The organism is Streptomyces sp. NPDC006309 (assembly GCF_040613095.1).
Taxonomy (GTDB): domain Bacteria; phylum Actinomycetota; class Actinomycetes; order Streptomycetales; family Streptomycetaceae; genus Streptomyces.
The window spans coordinates 12,933-29,201 of record NZ_JBEXRO010000017.1; the positions used below are offsets into that span (position 1 = coordinate 12,933).

Annotated in this window: 14 protein-coding genes and 1 pseudogene; 10 read left to right on the top strand and 5 right to left on the bottom strand. The window is 73.6% G+C overall.

Going from position 1 to position 16,269, the window contains the following annotated elements; all coding sequences use genetic code 11:
• Window positions 1–13 precede the first annotated feature (13 nt).
• The 3 genes from sufU to dapD all read left to right on the top strand — a co-directional run bounded on the left by sufU (window position 14) and on the right by dapD (window position 1,929).
• Entirely contained in the window at window positions 14–481 is a 468-nt protein-coding gene (gene sufU / locus ABZ117_RS21700) for a Fe-S cluster assembly sulfur transfer protein SufU (RefSeq protein WP_356823091.1), read from the top strand.
• Window positions 478–810: a metal-sulfur cluster assembly factor gene (locus ABZ117_RS21705; RefSeq protein ID WP_121789386.1), complete on the top strand. Its 333-nt coding sequence runs from the start codon at window positions 478–480 to the stop codon at window positions 808–810. The genes sufU and ABZ117_RS21705 overlap by 4 nt, the downstream gene beginning before the upstream one ends.
• A gap of 132 nt (window positions 811–942) precedes the next feature.
• On the top strand, window positions 943–1,929 hold the full coding sequence (gene dapD / locus ABZ117_RS21710; protein ID WP_356823093.1) for a 2,3,4,5-tetrahydropyridine-2,6-dicarboxylate N-succinyltransferase: 987 nt from the start codon (window positions 943–945) through the stop codon (window positions 1,927–1,929).
• A gap of 135 nt (window positions 1,930–2,064) precedes the next feature.
• Here dapD and dapA read toward each other — a convergent pair whose 3' ends face one another.
• Entirely contained in the window at window positions 2,065–2,979 is a 915-nt protein-coding gene (gene dapA, locus ABZ117_RS21715; protein WP_356823094.1) for a 4-hydroxy-tetrahydrodipicolinate synthase, read from the bottom strand.
• Window positions 2,980–3,099: 120 nt separating this feature from the next.
• Between dapA and ABZ117_RS21720 the strand changes: the two are divergent.
• Window positions 3,100–3,411: pseudogene (locus ABZ117_RS21720) on the top strand (hypothetical protein); the annotation flags it as partial.
• Between the two features lie 420 nt (window positions 3,412–3,831).
• On the top strand, window positions 3,832–4,335 hold the full coding sequence (locus tag ABZ117_RS21725) for a DUF3618 domain-containing protein (protein ID WP_356823095.1): 504 nt from the start codon (window positions 3,832–3,834) through the stop codon (window positions 4,333–4,335).
• A gap of 77 nt (window positions 4,336–4,412) precedes the next feature.
• On the opposite strand, the gene ABZ117_RS21730 is transcribed toward ABZ117_RS21725, so the two are convergent.
• Window positions 4,413–6,239 (bottom strand): endonuclease/exonuclease/phosphatase family protein, encoded by a 1,827-nt coding sequence (locus tag ABZ117_RS21730; protein WP_356823097.1) that lies wholly within the window; start codon window positions 6,237–6,239, stop codon window positions 4,413–4,415.
• Window positions 6,240–6,504: 265 nt separating this feature from the next.
• On the opposite strand from ABZ117_RS21730, the gene ABZ117_RS21735 reads away from it, so the two are divergent.
• The 3 genes from ABZ117_RS21735 to ABZ117_RS21745 all read left to right on the top strand — a co-directional run bounded on the left by ABZ117_RS21735 (window position 6,505) and on the right by ABZ117_RS21745 (window position 10,324).
• Window positions 6,505–7,932 (top strand): hypothetical protein, encoded by a 1,428-nt coding sequence (locus ABZ117_RS21735; protein WP_356823099.1) that lies wholly within the window; start codon window positions 6,505–6,507, stop codon window positions 7,930–7,932.
• 186 nt (window positions 7,933–8,118) lie between these two features.
• Window positions 8,119–9,570, top strand: coding sequence for an alkaline phosphatase PhoX (locus tag ABZ117_RS21740; protein WP_356823101.1), 1,452 nt, complete (start codon window positions 8,119–8,121; stop codon window positions 9,568–9,570).
• A gap of 175 nt (window positions 9,571–9,745) precedes the next feature.
• On the top strand, window positions 9,746–10,324 hold the full coding sequence (locus ABZ117_RS21745) for a helix-turn-helix domain-containing protein (RefSeq protein WP_356823103.1): 579 nt from the start codon (window positions 9,746–9,748) through the stop codon (window positions 10,322–10,324).
• A 240-nt stretch (window positions 10,325–10,564) separates the two neighbouring features.
• On the opposite strand, the gene ABZ117_RS21750 is transcribed toward ABZ117_RS21745, so the two are convergent.
• Together ABZ117_RS21750 and ABZ117_RS21755 are read right to left on the bottom strand one after the other, a co-directional pair.
• The gene (locus ABZ117_RS21750) at window positions 10,565–11,749 is read right to left on the bottom strand and encodes a TerD family protein (RefSeq protein ID WP_356823105.1); all 1,185 of its coding nucleotides are present in this window, start codon (window positions 11,747–11,749) and stop codon (window positions 10,565–10,567) included.
• A 114-nt stretch (window positions 11,750–11,863) separates the two neighbouring features.
• Window positions 11,864–12,673 carry an NAD(P)-dependent oxidoreductase gene (locus tag ABZ117_RS21755; protein ID WP_356823107.1) on the bottom strand — a complete coding sequence of 270 codons (810 nt, stop codon included), beginning with the start codon at window positions 12,671–12,673 and terminating at the stop codon, window positions 11,864–11,866.
• Window positions 12,674–12,911: 238 nt separating this feature from the next.
• On the opposite strand from ABZ117_RS21755, the gene ABZ117_RS21760 reads away from it, so the two are divergent.
• Both ABZ117_RS21760 and ABZ117_RS21765 read left to right on the top strand, forming a co-directional pair.
• Window positions 12,912–13,853 (top strand): 5-dehydro-4-deoxyglucarate dehydratase, encoded by a 942-nt coding sequence (locus ABZ117_RS21760; RefSeq protein WP_356823109.1) that lies wholly within the window; start codon window positions 12,912–12,914, stop codon window positions 13,851–13,853.
• The gene (locus ABZ117_RS21765) at window positions 13,850–15,013 is read left to right on the top strand and encodes a hypothetical protein (RefSeq protein WP_356823110.1); all 1,164 of its coding nucleotides are present in this window, start codon (window positions 13,850–13,852) and stop codon (window positions 15,011–15,013) included. The genes ABZ117_RS21760 and ABZ117_RS21765 overlap by 4 nt, the downstream gene beginning before the upstream one ends.
• Here ABZ117_RS21765 and ABZ117_RS21770 read toward each other — a convergent pair.
• The gene (locus ABZ117_RS21770; protein WP_356823112.1) at window positions 14,950–16,182 is read right to left on the bottom strand and encodes an MFS transporter; all 1,233 of its coding nucleotides are present in this window, start codon (window positions 16,180–16,182) and stop codon (window positions 14,950–14,952) included. The genes ABZ117_RS21765 and ABZ117_RS21770 overlap by 64 nt on opposite strands.
• Between the last annotated feature and the right edge of the window lie 87 nt (window positions 16,183–16,269).

Sequence of the window (16,269 nt, forward strand, 5' to 3'; positions counted from 1 at the left end):
GCGTGCTGAAAAGGTGAAGCTGGACTCGATGTACCAGGAAGTCATCCTGGACCACTACAAGAACCCGCACGGGCGTGGTCTCAGGGATGGCGACGCCGAGGTGCACCATGTGAACCCGACGTGCGGCGACGAGATCACCCTCCGCGTGAAGTACGAGGGCTCGAAGATCACGGACGTCTCCTACGAGGGCCAGGGCTGCTCCATCAGCCAGGCCAGCGCGTCGGTCCTCAACGAGCTGCTGGTCGGCAAGGAACTCGCCGAGGCGCAGAAGATCCAGGAGACCTTCCTGGAGCTGATGCAGTCCAAGGGCCGGGTCGAGCCCGACGACGCGATGGAGGAGGTCCTGGAGGACGCCGTCGCGTTCGCCGGTGTCTCCAAGTACCCCGCGCGGGTCAAGTGCGCCCTCCTGAGCTGGATGGCGTGGAAGGACGCGACGGCCCAGGCGCTGAACGGCGCCGACGCCGAAAGGAAGACCGCATGAGCGACACCGTCGAGATGAAGCCGGCCTCGGAGGAAGAACTCCGTGAGGCCCTGATGGACGTGGTCGACCCCGAGCTGGGCATCGACGTCGTCAACCTGGGCCTGATCTACGGCATCCACGTCGACGACGCGAACATCGCGACGATCGACATGACCCTGACCTCGGCGGCCTGCCCGCTCACGGACGTCATCGAGGACCAGGCGAAGTCCGCGACCGACGGCCTGGTCAACGAGCTGCGCATCAACTGGGTGTGGATGCCGCCGTGGGGCCCGGACAAGATCACGGACGACGGCCGCGACCAGCTGAGGGCACTCGGCTTCAACGTCTGACCCGACCGCGTTCGCGGCGGAGCGTCTCGGAGGGGCCACGGCGGCGCGCCGTGGCCCCTTCCGCATGCCCGGACAACCGGCACGTGAGACGCGGTTCGCTCTCGGTGGCCCGCCCGCGTTAGGTTTTCCCCCATGACCGACTCTGCTTCCCGTACCACCGGCGCCGTCGCCGCCGGCCTCGCCACGATCGCCTCCGACGGCACCGTGCTCGACACCTGGTTCCCGGCCCCCGAGCTGGTCGAGGAGCCCGGCCCCGCCGGCACCGAGCGGCTCACCGCCGAGCAGGCCGCGCAGCTGCTGGGCGGCGGAGCGACCGCGGCGACCGGCCCGGACGCCCGCCGGGGCGTCGAGGTGGTCGCGGTCCGCACGGTCATCGCCTCGCTGGACGACAAGCCGGTCGACGCGCACGACGTCTACCTCCGCCTGCACCTGCTCTCGCACCGCCTGGTCCGGCCGCACGGCCAGAGCCTGGACGGCGTCTTCGGCCACCTCGCCAACGTCGCCTGGACCTCGCTCGGCCCGGTCGCCGTGGACGACGTCGAGAAGGTGCGCCTGAACGCCCGCGCCGAGGGTCTGCACCTCCAGGTGACCTCGATCGACAAGTTCCCGCGCATGACGGACTACGTCGTGCCCAAGGGCGTGCGCATCGCCGACGCCGACCGGGTCCGCCTGGGCGCGCACCTCGCGGCCGGCACCACCGTCATGCACGAGGGCTTCGTCAACTTCAACGCCGGCACCCTCGGCACGTCGATGGTCGAGGGCCGCATCTCCGCGGGCGTCGTGATCGGCGACGGCTCGGACATCGGCGGCGGCGCCTCCACCATGGGCACCCTGTCCGGCGGCGGCAACGTGATCATCTCCATCGGCGAGCGCTGCCTGATCGGCGCCGAGGCGGGCGTCGGCATCGCGCTCGGCGACGAGTGCGTGGTCGAGGCGGGCCTGTACATCACCGCGGGCACCCGCGTCACCATGCCCGACGGCCAGATCGTCAAGGCCCGCGAGCTGAACGGCGCCTCGAACATCCTCTTCCGCCGCAACTCGGTCACCGGCACCGTCGAGGCCCGCCCGAACAACGCGGTCTGGGGCGGCCTGAACGACATCCTGCACAGCCACAACTGACGCACCCAGGGCCAGAGCGCCCTCCCGCCGGCATCCCGGCAGGGGGGCGCTCCGTCGTCTCCGGTGGCCCGGACGACAGGTGCGCCCCGGTGGAACGGACGGTGACGGCGGACGCCGAGACGCCGGACGCGCCGATCACGCCCCCACGAGCGTCCCGTACCGCGCCAGCAGCTCATCGGCCACCTCCCGGCCGGCGGGCAGCAGTGGTGCGCGCACCGGGCCCGCAGGCAGCCCGAGGCGGCCCAGCAGGGCCTTCGCGGTGACCGTGCCGGGCAGCCCCGCGCCCGTCATCGCCTCGGTCAACGGCACGGCGGCCAGCTGGAGCCAGGTCGCGCGGGCGGTCTCGCCCGCGTCGAACGCGTCCAGGATCGCGGCCATGTGCGCCGGTACGGCGTTCGCGACCGTGCTGACACAGCCCGCCGCGCCGACCGCGTACAGCGCCAGCACGTGCTCGTCGCAGCCCGCGTAGTACGCCAGCCCGGTCCGCGCCAGCACCTTCTGGGTGCCGAGGAAGTCGTAGGAGCAGTCCTTGACGGCCACGATCCGCGGGTGTCCCGCGAGGCGGATCACGGTGTCCGGCTCGATCCGGGTGCCGGTGCGGCCCGGGATGTCGTAGAGCATCACGGGCAGTCCGCTCCCGTCCGCGACCTGGAGGAAGTGGGCGGCCACGGCCTCCTGTGGGGGCCGGCTGTAGTACGGCGTCACCACCAGCACCCCGTCGGCGCCCGCCTCGCCGGCCGCTCGAGCCAGCTCCACCGTGTGCCGGGTGTCGGCGGTGCCCACGCCCGCGACCAGCGCCGCCCGGTCGCCGACGGCCGCCCGCACGGCCGCGACGAGCCGCGCCTTCTCGTCGTCCGTGGTGGTGGGGGACTCGCCGGTGGTGCCGTTGAGGACCAGGCCGTCGCAGCCCTCCGCCACCAGGCGCACGGCCAGCCGCTGGGCGCCCGCCAGATCGAGCGCGCCCTCCTCGGTGAACGGCGTGATCATCGCGCACAGGAAGCGGCCGAAGGGCGGGCCGGGCTCGGGCTCGCGGGAGGAGGTCGTGGTCATGGGACCAGTCTCGGCACCTTATCCGTGAAGCTCTACTTAATTTATCTACGAGATATTGATAAGGAACACTGAGAGATAGCTGGGTCCGCCGTCCGTCCTGTGTCGCACTCGGCCCCTCATGCCTACATCCGCTTCGAGCGCGGCTTCCGCTACGCCCGGCAGCGGGTCCGTACGGCCACGGCCGGCCCGTGCGTCTGCGGGGTCCGGGCCGTCGCCCTCGCGGAGTTCGCCCGGTTGGCCGGCCAGGGCTTGCGGGTGGCGGCGGGCGGTGCCGGTACGGACTTCACACCGGCATGGCCGATGTCCGCCGCCGAGCCGGGCGTGGCCGAACTCGTCGCCGAGGCCGCGTTGTTGCAGGGCCGCCTCAACTGGTTGCAGTCCCAACTCGCACGTCTCGGCGAACGCGGCACCGGGAGTGGCGCCCGCGGCTGAGGACCTCCGGCCCGGGGTGCCCGGAAGCCATGCACAGGTAAGGAGGCTGACCACCGTGACCGCGACTCCGCACACCCGGCCCCCGACCGGCGGGCACGGTGGAGGTGGCGCGGGTTGTTTCCGGGCGCCGTGAGGGGATGCCGGGCCCGCTGGCAGGGAGCCGCTGTGGCCGTGATCCTGTACGTATGGCCGGCGGGCGGCCCGGTCGAGGTGGCGCGGGGCGTTTCCGGGCGCCGCGAGGGGACGCCGGCGCCGTTGGCAGGGAGCCGGTCGTGACCGCGGCCCCGCACACACGGCCGGCACGCGGTACGCCGTACCGGGCGCCGCCGGACGCGCTCGGGCGTGTTCCGGCGCTCCGCCCGCACCCGGGTGGACGCCCGGCAGTACGAGGGCCGACGCGATCAGGGAAAGGGCACACCGATGACGGACATGAACCCGCAGGGCTCGGGCGCCAAGGGCCCCGACGAGCTGCGGCAGCAGATCGAACAGCACAGGAGCCGACTCGGCGACACCGTCGCCCAGTTGGCGGACAGGGCCGATGTGAAGGGCCGGGCCCGGGCGCGGGCCGCCGACCTGAGGGACAAGGCCGGCGCCATGACCGTGCAGCTGCGCGAGAGCGCCGCGCACGCGGGGCACGGCGTGCAGGACCGTGCCGTGCGGGCGGGCCACGGCGCGCAGGAACGGATGACGCGGGCCGGGCATGTGGTGCAGGAGCGGGCCGTGGAGAGCGGGCACTCCCTCCAGGACCGGGCGGCGCGGGCCGGCCGGACCATGGAGGACGACCCGCGGGTGCCGGGCCCGCTGCGGTCCGCCGTGGGCGCCGCGCGGCGGCACCCGGGGCCCGCGCTGATCGCGGGCGCGGCGGGAGCCGCCGCCGTCGTCGCCACAGCCGTGCTCTGGCGCCGGGCCGGCCGCCACGGGTGAGCGTGGCATGGCGGGGCCGGTGAGCGGGGTACGGCGGGGCCGGCCGGACGAGGTGTCCGGCCGGCCCCGCCGCCGTCTCACGGACGGAACCGCAGCACCTGCGGGTCGTGGTCGCTGATCTGGTCGTTGAACTCCGAGTTGATGTGCACGCTGTCGTACTCGAAGTCGCAGCCGCGCCGGATCGCCGGGCTGATCAGGATCTGGTCCAGGACCTGCTCGTTGCCCTGGTAGTCGTAGGTGTACCGCTCGCTCTTCGGCAGCGAGTTGATCGCCGACCACAGCTCGCCGTCGCCCTCCAGGATCTGCGCGGTGTCGGAGAACTCGAAGTCGTTCATGTCGCCGAGCGCGATGACGTCGGCGTTCTTCTGCGCGGACAGGATGTCCTTGACGAACGCGTTCACCGCGGTGGCCTGCGCGTGCCGCTGGATCTCCGAGCTGCGCACCGGCGGCTGGTACTGCGCGGCCAGACCCTGGTCGCCCCCCTTGGAGTTGAGGTGGTTGGCGATCACGAAGACGGTCCGGCCGTGGAAGACGAACTCGCCGGCGAGCGGCTTGCGGCTGTTCTTCCAGGCCGCGTTCGCCGGGTCGATCCGGCCCGGGGAGATCGTCAGCTGCGCCTTGCCGCGCACCTTGGTGACGCCGGCCGCGGTGGTCGCGTCGCCGCCCGCGCGGTCCGTGAAGGACACCCGCTCGGGGTTGAACAGGAACACCTGGCGGATGTTGCCGCCGGGCTCGCCGCCGTCCTGGTCGTTGACCGGGTCGATCGTGCGCCAGTCGTACGTGGGGCCGCCCGCCGCGGCGATGGCGTCGATCAGCTTGCGCACGGTCTCGCCGGAGCCGACCGTGCCGTCGTCCTTGGCGCCGTTGTCGTCCTGGATCTCCTCCAGGGACACGATGTCGGGCGAGCGCAGGTTGTTCACGATCGCGGAGGCGTGCGCGGCGAAGGTGGTGTCCGACGGGTCGAGGTTCTGCACGTTGTACGTCGCCACCGCCAGCTCGCGGTCCGACTGCCGGCGGGTCGTCTCGCGCTGGAGGCCGCCGCTCTCCAGGGTGCCGAGCGTGCTCGCCGCCAGGGTGTAGCCGCCGAACTGGTTGAAGTCCAGCGGGCCGGTGGTGGTGCCGCCCAGGGTGTCGCCGACGTTCGCCTTCGGGAAGTCGGCGGTGGCGCCCAACGACTGTATCTGGAGGCGGCCGGTGTTCTGGGAGTCGTAGGAGCCGTACACCGTGCCGCCGCGGCGGTTGCGGTGCTCGTGCGGCTTCACCGTGACCCACAGCTCGCTGTACGGGTCGGTCGCGGTGACCACCCGGGCGTCCTGGACCTGGACGGTCATGCCCTCCAGGGACTCGTAGTAGTCCAGGGCGTACGCCGACGGATCGAGGGGGAGGCCGTTGACGGAGCCGTTCGCCGCGGTGTCGCCGGCCGGGCTGTACGCGTCCGGCACGGTGTTCTCGCCGACGACGGTCGCCGCCGGGACGGTGTTGCCGGAGGAGACGGTGGTGACCACCGGCTTGGTGATCTCCGTCACCGACTGGTTGCCGGACGAGGTGCCGCCCGGGACGTACTCGGAGACCGTGCCGGTCACCGTCACCGAGTCGCCGACGGCGGCCTTCGGCGCGGAGCTGGTGAAGACGAACACACCCTCGCTGGTCGCGGGGTTGTCGTCGGGGGTGGCGTCCTGCATCCAGAAGCCTTTGGAGGAGCCGTACGTGCGCGTGGCCGTGACGATGCCGGGTACGTCCGTCACCTTCTGCCCGGCGAACGGGGACACCCGGGTCGTGCCCTGGATGTCGTGGATGCGCACCGCGTCGGCGTGCGCCGGCGAGGTGAGGACGACGGCCGACGCGGCGGAACAGACGGCGGCGACGGTGAGCGCGGCGAGGCGCGCGGAAGACCTGCTCGGCAAGGGATCCCTCCGGGGACGTGCGTGAGCGCCGGGACGAGGGTGGAACGGGAGCGTGCAGGGCCGGTGGCCCTCTGTGACACGCGCAGAGCCGAGTGAACAGTTGTCCGCCCAACTTCTACGCGCGTCAATCTCCTGCCTGGCGTGGGAAGTTGTCAAGGTTTCGGCCATGTACGGCGGCCGGCGCGGAGATGAACCAGGTGGCATGGGTGGAAATCCGTCTAGGCTGAGGGGTTGAGTCCGTTCACGGTCCGAGGAGAACCAGCCGATGTCAGACAGCTCCCCCCTGCCGCCGGCGCGGCTGCGCCCCGAAGCGGAGCTGGCGCGTGCCGCGCTGTCCACGCCGTTGCTCTCCCGGGCGGCCCGGCTCGCCCGCTGGGCCGGGCCCGGCACCCGCGTGGACGCCGCCGGCTCGCTGGCCGAGGAGCAGTTGCCGGCGGCCGTGGAACTGCTGGGCCTCAGCGGCGACGACGCCGCCGCGTACGCGGGCGAGGCCTGGCGTGCCGCCGTGGACACCGGACTGGTGGAGATCGCGGACGAGGAGGCCGGCACGGTCCGGGCGGGTGAGGAGCTGAAGCTGCTCACCGCCGGCTCCCCGCAGGACGTGCTCACCGTGTGGCTCGCCGCGCTGGAGACCGCGCTCGCCGACGCGAGCGTGCCCGATCTGGACGGCCTGGTCGACGCGTTGGACCAGGGAGGCGAGGTCGATTTCTCGTCACTCGGCTGGGACCCGGAGGCCGAGGCGGAGTTCCTCGACGGTGTCCTCGGCAACCTGTACCTCCTGACCGTCGGTGAGGACAATCCCGGCGAGGGTCTCGTGCCGCTGCCCGCCCTCGCCGCCTCGGTGATTTTGCCCAGCGGGGTGGGCGAACCCACCAACGACGTCCTTGAACAGGTGTCCGACGCGATGATGCGGCTGGACGACCAGTTCCGGGCGCTGGAACCGGTCGGGCTGGTGGAGTACCAGCCGGTGGACGAGGCGCTGCTGGTGGACGCCGACGAGGAGCCCGCCGCGCCGGTGGACGACACCGACGTCTCCCGCTACGGCATGGTCCGGCTCACCCCGCTCGGCGTGTACGGGCTGCGGGCGCGGCTGCTGGAGGCAGGTTTCGAGGCGCCCGCCGTCGGTGACCTGGCCGACGGGAGCGCGGACGCGCTGCTCGACGGCACCGCCCGGTACGGGCAGCACGCCGCCCGGGCCGAGACCGAGCAGTGGCTCGGCCGCCGCGAACCCCTCGCCGCGGCACGGGAGTTGCTGGCGGCGGCGCGGGGTGCGGACGCCGGGGCGCCGCTGCGCAGGCTCCGCTGCCAGCAGGCGCTGTCGCTGGTGGGCAGCGAGGCCGAGCCCGCGCTGCGGGAGGTGCTGGACGACCCCGAACTGGGCGGGCTCGCCCGGGTGTGGCTGAGCGAGCGGGGCGCCGCCGAGGTGCCGGCACCGTCGCAGGACATGGTGTTCTGGCTCACCGTCGACACGGTGGCCGCGCAGCTGGCGGCCGAGGGCAACTCCGAGGAACTCCAGGCCCTGGTGGAGGGGCTGGCCTCCCGGCACAGCGGGTTCTTCGCCGCCGCCTGGCGGGTGGAGCACCCCGCCACCGCGGACGTCCTCGAGGCGATGGGACGGCTGCACCCGGACAAGAAGGTGGCGAAGGAGGCGCGCAAGGCCGCGTTCAAGGCCCGTTCCCAACAGGGGAGTTGAGAGACGGCCGGTGGCGGTGCCGACCGGGGCCCGGACCGGCCGGGGGGCGGTGCGTACGGGTTCTTGCACAGGGAGCGCCGACGTAGCCCGGCGTTCAGCCCGTGTTCACCGCCGGGCGGGAGCGTGTGCGCCGGACCGAGGCCCGCCACCCTCCACGGCACCGCCACCGTCGTCACAGGAGACACCATGTCGCTCACCCGCAGGGACTTCGCCAGAAAATCCGCGATAACCGGTGCCGGGGTCGCCCTGGCGGGCAGCGTCGGCGCCCTCGCCACCGCACCGAACGCCCTGGCCGCCACGGACACCGACGGCACGGAGGCGCGGTCCGCGCACGGCGACCACCGCCACGGCGTCGGCTACGGCCCGCTGATCGCCGACCCGGACGGCATCCTCGCCCTGCCCGCGGGCTTCGCGTACGAGATCGTCACCTACAGCGGCAGGACGAAGCTGGAGTCCGGCGAGTTCACCCCGTCCAACCACGACGGCACCTCCACCTTCGACGGGCCCCGCGGCGCCACCCTCCTGGTCAACAACCACGAGCTGAAGGGCCCGCGCGCCAACTGGGAGTACCCGGTGCCGCTCACCGAGGGCCTGGTCTACGACCCCGCCGCCGCCGGTGGCTGCACCGTCGTCGAGGTCCGCCGCGGCCATGTCGCCGAGTGGGTCGGCATCGCCGGCACCTCCACCAACTGCGCGGGTGGCAACACCCCGTGGGGCACCTGGCTGACCTGCGAGGAGACCGAGGACAAGGCCGGCCAGAACGGCATGACCAGGGACCACGGCTACGTCTTCGAGGTCGACCCGGCGGACCGCCGGGCCAACCGCGACCCGAAGCCCGTCAAGGCCCTCGGCCGCTACGCCCACGAGGCCGTCGTCGTCGACCCCCGGCACGGCCACCTGTACCTCACCGAGGACGCCGCCGGCCCCAACGGCCTGTTCTACCGCTGGACCCCGCCGGAGGGCTTCCGCCACGGCCGCGGCCGGCTGCGCACCCTCGCCGACGACGCGGGCGTGCTCCAGGCCTTCAAGTGCTTCGACTCCGGCGGCAAGTTCGTCGACGACCTCTCCCGCGCCACGAAGACCGGCACCGTCTACGGCGTCGACTGGGTGGACGTCCCGGACCGCGACGCCCGGACGGTCTCCACCCGCAAGCAGTTCACCGACGGCCAGATCACCCGCGCCCGCAAGCTGGAGGGCATGTGGTGGGGTGACGGCGGCGTCTACGTCGTCTCCTCCTTCGCCCGCGCGGAGAGCCCGGTCCAGCACGACGGGCAGGTCTGGTTCTACGACCCCAGGCGCCGCACGCTGACCCTGAAGGTCCTGTTCGGCGTGAACCCTGACCCGTCCGCCGACGGCGCCTTCGACGGCCCCGACAACATCACCGTCTCGCCGTACGGCGGCCTGGTCATCGCCGAGGACGGCGAGGGCGTCCAGCACCTGTTCGGCGCCACCGAGAGCGGCCGGACCTACCCGATCGCCCGCAACGAGATGAACATGGGCACCGCCGAGGAGCCGGAGTACAGCGAGTTCACCGGCGTCACCTTCTCGCCCGACGGCAGGACCCTGTTCGCCAACATCCAGACGCCGGGCATCATGCTCGCCATCACCGGCCCCTGGAAGCGGCAGAAGCGCGGCTGACCCGCCGCCGTACACCGAGCGCCCGCGACGTCCCGCGGCCCCCTGCCGGAGTGGTTCCCACTCCTCGTGGGGGGCCGCGGGTCCGTCTCCGTGCGGACGGTACGGCCCGGCCGGCGGGCGCTCGGTAGAATCCGGGGGAAGCCGCCGGTCCGGCGGTCGGGCAGGGAGTTGCTGGATGACCCGGGTCAGACCCATGCGGGCGGACGCCCGGCGCAACCACGAACGCCTGCTGGCGGTGGCGGCGGAGGTCTTCGCCGAGCAGGGGGAGAACGCGTCGCTCGACCGGATCGCCAGGCGGGCGGGCGTCGGCTCCGGCACGCTCTACCGGCACTTCCCGACCCGGCAGGCGCTGCTGGAGGCGGCGTACGTCGACCGGGTCGAGGCACTGGGCAGGCGGGCCGACGAGCTCGCCGGGGAGCTGCCGCCCGGGGAGGCGCTGGCGGAGTGGCTGACCGAGCTGTGCCTCGCCACGATCCACTTGCGGGGCATGAAGGCGCTGCTGGGGGCGGCGGTCACGGACGGCGCGCCGACGGCGCCGACGGCGTGCGGCGTGGCGTGCGGTACGGCGGTGAAGGGCGCGGCGGGCCGGCTGGTGGGGGCGGCGCAGGCGGACGGCGTGGTGCGGGCCGACCTGGAGCCGGTCGAGGTCCTGCGGCTGGCGCACGGGATGGCGACGGCGTCGGAGCTGGCGGACGAACCCGCCAAGGAGATCCGCCGCTGCCTGACCCTTTTGACGGAGGGCCTGCGGCCGTAGCCCCGCGCCCGAAGGGGCGCGGGGAACTGGAACCCCGCGACCGGCCCCCACGGCGCCGCGGCCGGGAAACGAGCCGGCGTGCCACGGCGGCACCCCGGCCCCTTGCCGCACCAGGGTCCCTTCCCGCACGCGGGCCCCTCGCCGCACCGGGGGCCTCTTGCCGCACGCGGCCCCTTCCCCCACGCGTGCCTCTTCCCGCACGCGGGCCCCTCGCCGCATCCCGGCGCCGTGCGCGGCGCGCTACAGCGCCTTCGCCCCCGGTCCCACCATGTTCCGTACCGTGCGCGCCTTCACGAAGTCGCCCAGCGCCGTCATGTCCCACTCGCCGGAGAACTGCCGGACCAGCTTGGCCATCAGCACGCCGGTCTGCGGTTCGGCGCCGGTGAGGTCGAAGCGGACCAGTTCCTCGTCGGTCGCCGCGTCGACGAGGCGGCAGTAGGCCTTCGCGACCTCCGTGAACTTCTGGCCGGAGAAGGAGTTCACCGTGAAGACCAGGCCGGAGACCTCCTGCGGGAGGCGGCCGAGGTCCACCACGATGACCTCGTCGTCGCCCCCGCCCTCGCCGGTGAGGTTGTCGCCGGAGTGCTTGACCGAGCCGTTCAGGATCGTCAGCCTGCCGAAGTAGCAGCTGTCGATGTGGTCGCGCCGCGGCCCGTAGGCGATGACGGAGGCGTCCAGGTCGATGTCCCTGCCGCGGAACGCCGGCTCCCAGCCGAGGCCCATCCGCACCCGGGAGAGCAGCGGCCGGCCGTCCTTGACGAGGGACACGGTCTGCTGCTTCGCCAGGCTGACCCGGCCCTTGTCCAGGTTGATCTTGCCGGCGCCCGGTACGGGGGCGGCGGGCGGCGCGGACACGGGCGCGGCTGCGGCCGGGGTCGCGGCCGGTGCCGGGGCCGCGGTGGCGGCCGGGGGCGCGGCCGGGGCCGGGGCGGGCTCCTCCACCGTCACACCGAAGTCCGTCGCGATGCCGGCCAGCCCGTCGGTGTACCCCTGGCCGACGGCGCGGGCCTTCCACGCGCCGCCCCGGCGGTAGACCTCCACGACCACCAGCGCCGTCTCGGCGCCGAGCTGCGGCGGGGTGAACGTGGCCAGCACCGCGCCGCCGTCCGCGTCCCTGATCGTCGCCGTCGGCTCGACGCCCTGGAAGGTCCGGCCGGCCGCGTCCGGGCTCGCCGTGACGACGATCTTCTCGATGTCCGGCGGCACGGCGGCGGTGTCGACCGTGACCGCGTCCGGGGCCGAGCCGCCACCGGAGCGGTAGGTCACGCCCGGGCCCGCCGGCTGGTTGTAGAAGATGAAGTCGTCGTCGGAACGCACCTTGCCGTCGGCGGTGAGCAGCAGGCCCGACACGTCGAGCCGCACCGGAGCGGCGACGTCCACCGTCACGCGCGCGGCCGAGAGGGAGATGTTCGAGCCAGGGGTCATAGCTGTCATGCCGGGTGAACGAACGACACCGCTTTACCGTTCCCTTACCGGCCGAACGGGGCACGGCACCACCGCCACGACGGCGGCGCCCCGGCCCCGGGAGCCGCCGCGGCCTCAGTACGGCCAGATCGGCGGGTCGTTCACGAAGTGCCCGCCCAGGTGGGTGTGGGCCGGGTTCCCGGGGTCGGGCTCGCCCTGTTCGGCGATCAGCTTCGCGGCGTACGGCTCGGAGTCGTCCCGCGGCTCGTAGCCCAGCGCCCGCGCGCTGCCCAGGTCCCACCACAGGCGCGTGTTGGCGGAGGAGCCGTAGACCACCGTGTGGCCGACGTCCTCGGCGGTCAGGGCCGCGTGGAACAGGCGGGCGCCGTCGGCCGGGCTCATCCACACCGAGAGCATGCGGACGCTGGTCGGCTCCGGGAAGCAGGAGCCGATGCGCACCGAGACCGTCTCCAGGCCGTGCTTGTCCCAGTAGAGCTGGGCCAGGTCCTCGCCGAAGCACTTCGACAGGCCGTAGAAGGTGTCCGGGCGGCGCGGGGTGGCGACGGGGATCAGCGGCTCGCCCGCGCGCGGGGCCGGGGTGAAGCCGACGGCGTGGTTGGAGGAGGCGAACACGATCCGCCGCACACCCTCCTGGCGGGCGGCCTCGTACAGGTTGTAGGTGCCCTCGATGTTCGACCGCAGGATCTTCTCGAAGGGCGCCTCCAGGGAGATGCCCGCGAGATGCAGGACGGCGTCCACGCCGCGCACCGCCTCGCGCAGCGCCTCGGTGTCGGTGAGGTCCGCGGTGATCGCGTCCGGCGCGTCCTCGACGGGGCGTACGTCGAACAGGCGCAGCGTGTAGCCGTACTCCGGCAGCAGGGACCGCATCAGGGTGCCGAGCCCGCCGGCGGCACCGGTGAGCAGGAGGGTACGGGGAGCGGGCATCCTTCGATCTCCTTGGGGTCCTCGGTGCCGCTGTGACACGCCGCGTGCGTGGACAGCATTCACATGCTTGGACACGCTAGGGAGCGGCGGCGTACCCCGTCAAGTGGGCCGTGACAGGGCGAAATCCGTTGCCGTGTCGCCCGTTCACGCGCTTGACCCGCTCTGATGGCGGCCCGTAGCGTGAGATCGTTCAGAGATATGGACGACGATCAGAATCATGCACCGACAGGGAGCGCCTGTGACGCCAGCCCCTCTCGCCGCCCGGCTCCGTGACCCGAGCGGGCCGCTCTTCTTCCCCGTCACGGCCTACGGCCCCGGCGGCTCACTCGACCTCGACGTCTACCGCACCCACGTGCGCCGGGGCGTCGCGGCCGGTGCCGCCGCCGTGTTCGCCTGCTGCGGCACCGGGGAGTTCCACGCGCTGCTGCCGGAGGAGTTCGAGGCCTGCGTGCGGGTGGCCGTCGAGGCGGCCGAGGGACGCGTCCCGGTCGTCGCCGGAGCCGGCTACGGCACCGCGCTCGCCGTGCGCTACGCGCGCCTCGCCGCGGACGCGGGCGCCGACGGCCTCCTCGCCCTGCCGCCGTACCTCGTCCTCGCCGGCCAGAGCGGACTGCTGCGGCACTACCGGGAGATCGCCGCGGCCACCGCCCTGCCCGTGATCGTCTACCAGCGCGACAACGCCGTCCTCACCCCGTCGACCGTCGTCGAACTGGCCCGCACCGACGGCGTCATCGGCCTCAAGGACGGCCTCGGCGACCTCGACCTCATGCAGCGCACCGTCAGCGCCGTCCGCACCGAGGCCCCCGGCGACTTCCTGTACTTCAACGGCCTGCCCACCGCCGAACAGACCCAGCTCGCCTACCGCGCCCTCGGCATCACCCTGTACTCCTCGGCCGTGTTCTGCTTCGCGCCGGAACTCGCCCTCGCCTTCCACCGGGCCCTGGAGACCGACGACCTGCGCACCGTCCACCGCCTCCTGGACGGCTTCTACCGCCCGTTCGTCGAACTGCGCGCCCAGGGCCGCGGCTACGCCGTCTCCCTCGTCAAGGCCGCGGTACGGCTGCGCGGCCTGGACGTCGGCGAGGTCCGGCCCCCGCTGCACGAGCCGGCCGAGGACCACGTCGAACAACTCGCCCAGCTGATCGAACGCGGCTACGCCCTGCTGGAGGAGGACGCGTGAAGGCGTCGGCGTTCGTGTACCCCTGGGACGTCAACGGGGACCCCGGGGCCCCCGCGCGCATAGCGGGACTCGGCATCGGCCAGGTGACCCTCGCCGCCGCCTACCACTCCACCCGCGCCCTGACCCCCCGTCACCCCCGCCACCGCATCGTCACCGCCGAGTACGCGGCCGTCCTCTACCCGCCGGGCGACCGCTGGGCGGGCAGAGGTCTGCGGCCCTACCCCGCCGGCCGCTGGGCCCCCGGCAACGCCTACGGCGAGGCCGCCGACGCCCTCGCCGCGGCCGGCCTGGAGGTGCACACCTGGGTCGTCCTCGCCCACAACTCCCGCCTCGGCGCCGAGCACCCCGACACCTCGGTCGTCAACGCCTACGGCGACCGCTACCCGTGGGCGCCCTGCATCGCCCAGCCCGCCACGCGCGCGTACCTGCTCGACCTGGCCGCCGAGGCCGCCGTACGCCCCGGTGCGCACGGCACCGAACTGGAGTCCCTCGGCTGGTACGGGCTGGCCCACCTGCACGCCCACGACAAGACGGCCGGCGTCGGCCTCGGCGAGGCCGGGCAGTACCTGATGGCGCTCTGCTTCTGCCCGTCCTGCCGCGCCGGCTACGACGCCCACGGCCTCGACGCCGACGAGCTGGCGGCGGACGTACGGACCGCGCTGGAACCGCTGTGGCGGGGCACGGCGGACGACGAGGGCTGGCCGACGGTGGACAGGCTCCTCGGGGCGGACACGGCGGCCGCCACGCGCGCGTGGCGCGACACCACCGCCCGCACCCTCCAGGAGGAGGCCGTCACCGCCGTACGCGCCGCCGCGCCCGACGGCTTCCAGGTGCTCCTGCACGCCGACCCGGTGTCCTACCACTGCGGTGCCAACGCCGGCGTCGACCCCGCCCGCATCCTCTCCGTCGCCGACGGCGTGGTGGTGCCCTGCACGGGCGGTACGGCCCTGCTGGCGCCGTTCGCCGCGCACGCGGGGGAGCGGACGGTGCTGGCCGCCAACCTCACGGTCGTCGCCGGGATGGGCGGCAACCCCGGCGCCCTCGCCGCGGACGCGGCACGCGCGCGTGCCGAGGGCGCGACGGAACTACGGCTCTATCACGCCGGGTTGGCGTCGGACGGCGACCTGGCGGCGGTGCGGGCGGCACTGGCCGCCCGCTGAGCCGGCGCGATCGCCGTCAGCAGCAGCGCCACGCCGTAGAGCGGCAGCAGCAGCCCGGGGCCGGCCAGCTCGACCAGACCGGCCCCGAGGGCGAGCCCGAGCACGTTGGGGGCGAGGACAAGCGTGCCGGCGGTGGCCGTCACCCGGCCGAGCAGCGGGCCGGGCGTGCGGCGCTGCACGGCGGTGAGCACGGCGACCAGCACACAGGGCAGCCCCAGACCGGACGCCGCACCGGCCACCAGGACCACCGCGTCCGACGGCACGGCCCGCGCGATCGCCGCCGCCCCCGTCAGCGCGATCCCGGCCGCCGCGAGCCGGTGTTCGCCGAACCGCCGCAGCGCGGGCCCGGAGACCAGCCCGGCCACCACCGAACCGGCCCCCTGGCCGGCGTACAGCACACCCGTGTAGGCGGGGGAGTGGCCGAGGCGGCCGACGACGGCGTACACGGTCGAGCTGCCGAGCGAGGTCAGCAGCATCGTCGTACCGCCCGCCCGGACCAGCGTGCGCAGCTCCGGCTGTCCCCACAGATGCCGGACGCCCTCCGCGGTCCGCCTCCGCCAACCGTCGCCCGACCGCACGGGCGGTTCCTCCCGCACGCGCAGCAGCGCGCACAGCCCGGCCGCGACGACGAACGTGGCCGCGTCCAGACAGGCCACCGCCGGGCCGCCGCAGGCCGCGTACAGGGCCGCCCCGGTCAGCGGGGCGACCAGTTTCATGCCCTCCGTGACGGTCATCCGCAGCCCGTTGAAGTCGCCGAGGAGATCCGGGCCGACGGCGGCGGCGACCAGGGCCGACTCGGCCGCGTCGTGGACGGCCTCGGCGGCGCCGTACAGGAACAGCACGGCGAACAGCAGCCACACGCGGCCGGCGGAGCCGACGGCGAGCAGTACGAGGAGCAGGCCCGCCAGCCCCAGGTCCAGCCCGACGAGCAGGGGCCTGCGGCGCGTCCGGTCGGCGAGCGTCCCCAGGGCCGGCCCCGCCAGGGTGGGTGCCCACAGGGCCAGCGGGCACAGGGCGGCCAGGCCGTCCGACCTGGTGAGGTCCTTCACCCACACACCCGAGGCCAGCCACAGCGAGGAGGTACCGAACGCGGACACCACCACACCGGCGAGATACAGCCCCGCCGTACGGTTCCGCAGCACACGCACCACGGTCCAGGAAGTCGTCATACCGGCTCATCGTGCGGATAAGGCGCCCCCCGCGGGATCGGGAAAGTGCCGGATACCGGCAGCGCGCGGCCGATGAGTTCCGGGGCG

Bases quoted from the DNA above. Each gene is read 5' to 3' on its own strand.
- ABZ117_RS21740 (WP_356823101.1), top strand. From the start codon at position 8,119: ATGTCGCTCACCCGCAGGGACTTCGCCAGAAAATCCGCGATAACCGGT.
- ABZ117_RS21750 (WP_356823105.1), bottom strand. From the start codon at position 11,749: ATGACCCCTGGCTCGAACATCTCCCTCTCGGCCGCGCGCGTGACGGTG.
- ABZ117_RS21745 (WP_356823103.1), top strand. From the start codon at position 9,746: ATGACCCGGGTCAGACCCATGCGGGCGGACGCCCGGCGCAACCACGAA.
- dapA (WP_356823094.1), bottom strand. From the start codon at position 2,979: ATGACCACGACCTCCTCCCGCGAGCCCGAGCCCGGCCCGCCCTTCGGC.
- ABZ117_RS21725 (WP_356823095.1), top strand. From the start codon at position 3,832: ATGACGGACATGAACCCGCAGGGCTCGGGCGCCAAGGGCCCCGACGAG.
- ABZ117_RS21755 (WP_356823107.1), bottom strand. From the start codon at position 12,673: ATGCCCGCTCCCCGTACCCTCCTGCTCACCGGTGCCGCCGGCGGGCTC.
- ABZ117_RS21705 (WP_121789386.1), top strand. From the start codon at position 478: ATGAGCGACACCGTCGAGATGAAGCCGGCCTCGGAGGAAGAACTCCGT.
- dapD (WP_356823093.1), top strand. From the start codon at position 943: ATGACCGACTCTGCTTCCCGTACCACCGGCGCCGTCGCCGCCGGCCTC.
- ABZ117_RS21770 (WP_356823112.1), bottom strand. From the start codon at position 16,182: ATGACGACTTCCTGGACCGTGGTGCGTGTGCTGCGGAACCGTACGGCG.
- ABZ117_RS21735 (WP_356823099.1), top strand. From the start codon at position 6,505: ATGTCAGACAGCTCCCCCCTGCCGCCGGCGCGGCTGCGCCCCGAAGCG.